At 51.6% G+C, this 5,497-nt stretch carries 2 tRNA genes and 3 rRNA genes; all 5 read right to left on the reverse strand.

The features are described 5' to 3' along the window. Positions 1 to 19: 19 nt before the first annotated feature. Positions 20 to 133, reverse strand: a 5S ribosomal RNA gene (gene rrf, locus ACUHMQ_RS19895). 148 nt (positions 134 to 281) lie between these two features. Then, positions 282 to 3,165 (reverse strand): 23S ribosomal RNA (locus ACUHMQ_RS19900). A 308-nt stretch (positions 3,166 to 3,473) separates the two neighbouring features. Next, a tRNA-Ala gene (locus ACUHMQ_RS19905) sits at positions 3,474 to 3,549 on the reverse strand. Positions 3,550 to 3,560: 11 nt separating this feature from the next. Then, positions 3,561 to 3,637, reverse strand: a tRNA-Ile gene (locus ACUHMQ_RS19910). 111 nt (positions 3,638 to 3,748) lie between these two features. Further along, positions 3,749 to 5,282, reverse strand: a 16S ribosomal RNA gene (locus tag ACUHMQ_RS19915). Together the 16S, 23S and 5S rRNA genes with 2 tRNA genes alongside form the textbook arrangement of a ribosomal RNA operon. Positions 5,283 to 5,497: the final 215 nt, after the last annotated feature.

Here is a 5,497-nt window from a genome sequence, read left to right on the forward strand (position 1 = left end):
CGGGGCTTCACTATAAGGCGCCTGGCAGTGACCTACTTTCACACGGGAGATCCGCACTATCATCGGCGCGGTGTCGTTTCACTGTCCTGTTCGAGATGGGAAGGAGTGGGTCCAACACGCTATGGCCGCCAAGCATAACTGGCGCGTATCCTGACTTCGTCAAGACACAGCATTGTCGATTCGTCGCTATCGCAACAAATCAGGAAGAAGTAATCAATGTCAATTGAGTTGATCTATTCGTATCGCTCACAAACACCCAATCTATTCACGTCTTGGGTTATAGGATCAAGCCTCACGGGCAATTAGTATCAGTTAGCTTAACGCATTACTGCGCTTCCACACCTGACCTATCAACGTCCTGGTCTTGAACGACCCTTCAGGGGACTCGAAGTCCCAGGGAAGTCTCATCTTAAGGCAAGTTTCCCGCTTAGATGCTTTCAGCGGTTATCTCTTCCGAACTTAGCTACCCGGCGATACGACTGGCGTCATAACCGGTACACCAGAGGTTCGTCCACTCCGGTCCTCTCGTACTAGGAGCAGCCCCCTTCAAACTTCCAACGCCCACTGCAGATAGGGACCAAACTGTCTCACGACGTTTTAAACCCAGCTCACGTACCACTTTAAATGGCGAACAGCCATACCCTTGGGACCGGCTACAGCCCCAGGATGTGATGAGCCGACATCGAGGTGCCAAACTCCCCCGTCGATGTGAACTCTTGGGAGGAATCAGCCTGTTATCCCCGGCGTACCTTTTATCCGTTGAGCGATGGCCCTTCCATTCAGAACCACCGGATCACTATGTCCTGCTTTCGCACCTGCTCGACTTGTCAGTCTCGCAGTTAAGCATCCTTATGCCATTGCACTATCAGTACGATTTCCGACCGTACCTAGGATACCTTCGAGCTCCTCCGTTACACTTTGGGAGGAGACCGCCCCAGTCAAACTGCCTACCATACACGGTCCCCGATCCAGATTATGGACCTAGGTTAGAACCTCAAACACACCAGGCTGGTATTTCAACGTCGGCTCCATGCGAACTAGCGTCCACACTTCAAAGCCTCCCAGCTATCCTACACAAGTCTGTTCAAAGTCCAATGTAAAGCTACAGTAAAGGTGCACGGGGTCTTTCCGTCTAGCAGCGGGGAGATTGCATCTTCACAAACATTTCAACTTCGCTGAGTCTCGGGTGGAGACAGTGTGGCCATCGTTACGCCATTCGTGCGGGTCGGAACTTACCCGACAAGGAATTTCGCTACCTTAGGACCGTTATAGTTACGGCCGCCGTTTACCGGGGCTTCGATCAAGAGCTTGCACCCCATCAATTAACCTTCCGGCACCGGGCAGGCGTCACACCCTATACGTCCACTTTCGTGTTAGCAGAGTGCTGTGTTTTTAATAAACAGTCGCAGCCACCTTTTCACTGCAACCCCATCGGCCTTCACCTGTACAGGCTACAACCTACCGGGGCACACCTTCTCCCGAAGTTACGGTGTCAATTTGCCGAGTTCCTTCACCCGAGTTCTCTCAAGCACCTTAGAATTCTCATCCTACCCACCTGTGTCGGTTTGCGGTACGGTCAATCTGTAACTGAAGCTTAGCGGCTTTTCCTGGAAGCAGAGCATCAACCACTTCGTCCTAAAAGGACTCGTCATCACGCCTCAACTTAGTCTCGCGGATTTGCCTACGAAACACGTCTACACGCTTAAACCGGGACTTCCAACACCCGGATGGCCTAGCTTTCTCCGTCCCCACATCGCATTACAGATCGGTACAGGAATATTAACCTGTTTCCCATCGACTACGCTTTTCAGCCTCGCCTTAGGGGCCGACTCACCCTGCGCCGATGAACGTTGCGCAGGAAACCTTGGGTTTTCGGTGACAGGGAATTTCACCCTGTTTATCGCTACTCATGTCAGCATTCGCACTTCCGATATCTCCAGCATCCTTCACAAGACACCTTCACAGACCTACGGAACGCTCCTCTACCATATGTGCTTACGCACATATCCCTAGCTTCGGTTCATAGTTTGAGCCCCGTTACATCTTCCGCGCAGGACGACTCGACCAGTGAGCTATTACGCTTTCTTTAAATGATGGCTGCTTCTAAGCCAACATCCTGGCTGTCTATGCCTTCCCACTTCGTTTTCCACTTAACTATGCATTTGGGACCTTAGCTGAGGGTCTGGGTTGTTTCCCTTTCGACACCGGACGTTAGCACCCGATGTCTGTCTCCCATGCTCGCACTTGACGGTATTCAGAGTTTGCCATGGTTTGGTAAGTCGCGATGACCCCCTAGCCATAACAGTGCTTTACCCCCGTCAGTGATACATGAGGCACTACCTAAATAGTTTTCGAGGAGAACCAGCTATTTCCAAGTTTGTTTAGCCTTTCACCCCTATCCACAGCTCATCCCCTAGTTTTGCAACACTAGTGGGTTCGGTCCTCCAGTGCGTGTTACCGCACCTTCAACCTGGCCATGGATAGATCACTTGGTTTCGGGTCTACACCCAGCAACTGAACGCCCTATTCGGACTCGCTTTCGCTACGCCTCCCCTACTCGGTTAAGCTCGCTACTGAATGTAAGTCGCTGACCCATTATACAAAAGGTACGCAGTCACCCCACGAAGAGGCTCCCACTGTTTGTATGCATCCGGTTTCAGGTTCTATTTCACTCCGCTCCCGCGGTTCTTTTCGCCTTTCCCTCACGGTACTGGTTCACTATCGGTCGATGATGAGTATTTAGCCTTGGAGGATGGTCCCCCCATCTTCAGACAGGATTTCTCGTGTCCCGCCCTACTTGTCGTACGCTTAGTACCACCGATTGCTTTTCGTATACGGGGCTATCACCCACTATGGCCGGCCTTTCCATGCCGTTCTGCTAAACAATCGACTATCACGTACAGGCTACTCCGCGTTCGCTCGCCACTACTTACGGAATCTCGGTTGATTTCTGTTCCTTCAGCTACTTAGATGTTTCAGTTCGCTGAGTTCGCCTCCACAGTCCTATGTATTCAGACTGGGATACCCCTAAGGGTGGGTTTCCCCATTCGGACATCTCCGGATCAAAGCTTAATTGCCAGCTCCCCGAAGCTTTTCGCAGGCTTACACGTCCTTCTTCGCCTATCATCGCCAAGGCATCCACCAGATGCACTTATTCGCTTGACCCTATAACCAAAGACGGCACAAATAAATCTACTCATCCACGATTCAATTACTTGAATCATTTCTTCGCTTTTCTATTCGTACAGCTCAGATATAGGTGTTTGCGTTATCACTGCTCGGCGCTGACTGCTCCAAACAGTGATCGATACAATCAACCCAATTTTGTCTTTACGACTACATTGGTTACTTCTTCCATTTTCTTAAAGAACGAAATACAGAATGACTTAAGAAGTCAAACAGCAGCACACACAGCACAACAACGCCCATACTTCAGACGTCGCATCTGCCAGATATTCTGTTGTTTGAGTTCTTGGTGGAGGTTGACGGGATCGAACCGACGACCCCCTGCTTGCAAAGCAGGTGCTCTCCCAGCTGAGCTAAACCCCCATCGTGAAGCTTGGTGGGTCAGATAGGAATCGAACCTATGACCCCCGCCTTATCAAGACGGTGCTCTAACCGACTGAGCTACTGACCCAGCTTTACACAACTGAACCGCAGCCCTATCTCTATCTATAAAGCTTCAATTCTGTATCTCTTAACTTACAACCGATAAGTGTAGGCACTTGACCCGCCGCCTTTTCTCTAGAAAGGAGGTGATCCAGCCGCAGGTTCCCCTACGGCTACCTTGTTACGACTTCACCCCAGTCATGAACCCTACCGTGGTAACCGGCCTCCTTGCGGTTAGCCTAGCTACTTCTGGTAGAACCCACTCCCATGGTGTGACGGGCGGTGTGTACAAGGCCCGGGAACGTATTCACCGCGACATGCTGATCCGCGATTACTAGCGATTCCGACTTCATGCACTCGAGTTGCAGAGTGCAATCCGGACTACGATCGGCTTTCTGAGATTAGCTCCCCCTCGCGGGTTGGCAACCCTCTGTACCGACCATTGTATGACGTGTGAAGCCCTACCCATAAGGGCCATGAGGACTTGACGTCATCCCCACCTTCCTCCGGTTTGTCACCGGCAGTCTCCTTAAAGTGCCCAACTTAAGGCTGGCAACTAAGGACAAGGGTTGCGCTCGTTGCGGGACTTAACCCAACATCTCACGACACGAGCTGACGACAGCCATGCAGCACCTGTGTTAACGCTCCCTTTCGGGCACCCCAACGTCTCTGCTGGGTTCGTTACATGTCAAGGGTAGGTAAGGTTTTTCGCGTTGCATCGAATTAATCCACATCATCCACCGCTTGTGCGGGCCCCCGTCAATTCCTTTGAGTTTTAATCTTGCGACCGTACTCCCCAGGCGGTCTACTTCACGCGTTAGCTGCGTTACTAAGGTATTGCTACCCCAACAACTAGTAGACATCGTTTAGGGCGTGGACTACCAGGGTATCTAATCCTGTTTGCTCCCCACGCTTTCGTGCATGAGTGTCAGTGTTAACCCAGGGGGCTGCCTTCGCCATTGGTGTTCCTCCGCATCTCTACGCATTTCACTGCTACACGCGGAATTCCACCCCCCTCTGCCACACTCTAGCCATGCAGTCCTCAATGCAGTTCCCAGGTTGAGCCCGGGGATTTCACATCAAGCTTACATAACCACCTGCGCACCCTTTACGCCCAGTAATTCCGATTAACGCTCGCACCCTACGTATTACCGCGGCTGCTGGCACGTAGTTAGCCGGTGCTTATTCTTCCGGTACTCTCAGACCCGTCCGATATTAGCGGACAGGATTTGCTCCCGGACAAAAGAGCTTTACAACCCGAAGGCCTTCTTCACTCACGCGGCATGGCTGGATCAGGCTTGCGCCCATTGTCCAAAATTCCCCACTGCTGCCTCCCGTAGGAGTCTGGGCCGTGTCTCAGTCCCAGTGTGGCGGATCATCCTCTCAGACCCGCTACGGATCGTTGCCTTGGTAGGCCTTTACCCCACCAACTAGCTAATCCGACATCGGCCGCTCGTATAGCACAAGGTCTTGCGATCCCCTGCTTTCTTCCGTAGATCGTATGCGGTATTAGCCTACCTTTCGGTAAGTTATCCCCCACTACACGGTACGTTCCGATGCATTACTCACCCGTTCGCCACTAACTTAGGAGCAAGCCCCTAAGCCCGTTCGACTTGCATGTGTAAAGCATGCCGCCAGCGTTCAATCTGAGCCAGGATCAAACTCTTGAGTTCAATCTCTGTTTTTTGAAACAAAACTGACTTTTGCAAGACTAAAACCGCAAAACGGTTTTAATCATTACGTAAGCCTTGGCTAACAAGCCAAGCGCCTACGCTTATCGGCTGTATCTTGTTAAAGAGCGTTTGCCTATTCAGACCCACTCAGCTACACTCATCAGTTTCGCTTCGTTTTTGTCTGCGTCAGCAGCAGAGAGGCGAACTATACGCAC

It is taken from the genome of Chitinimonas violaceus (assembly GCF_052601015.1).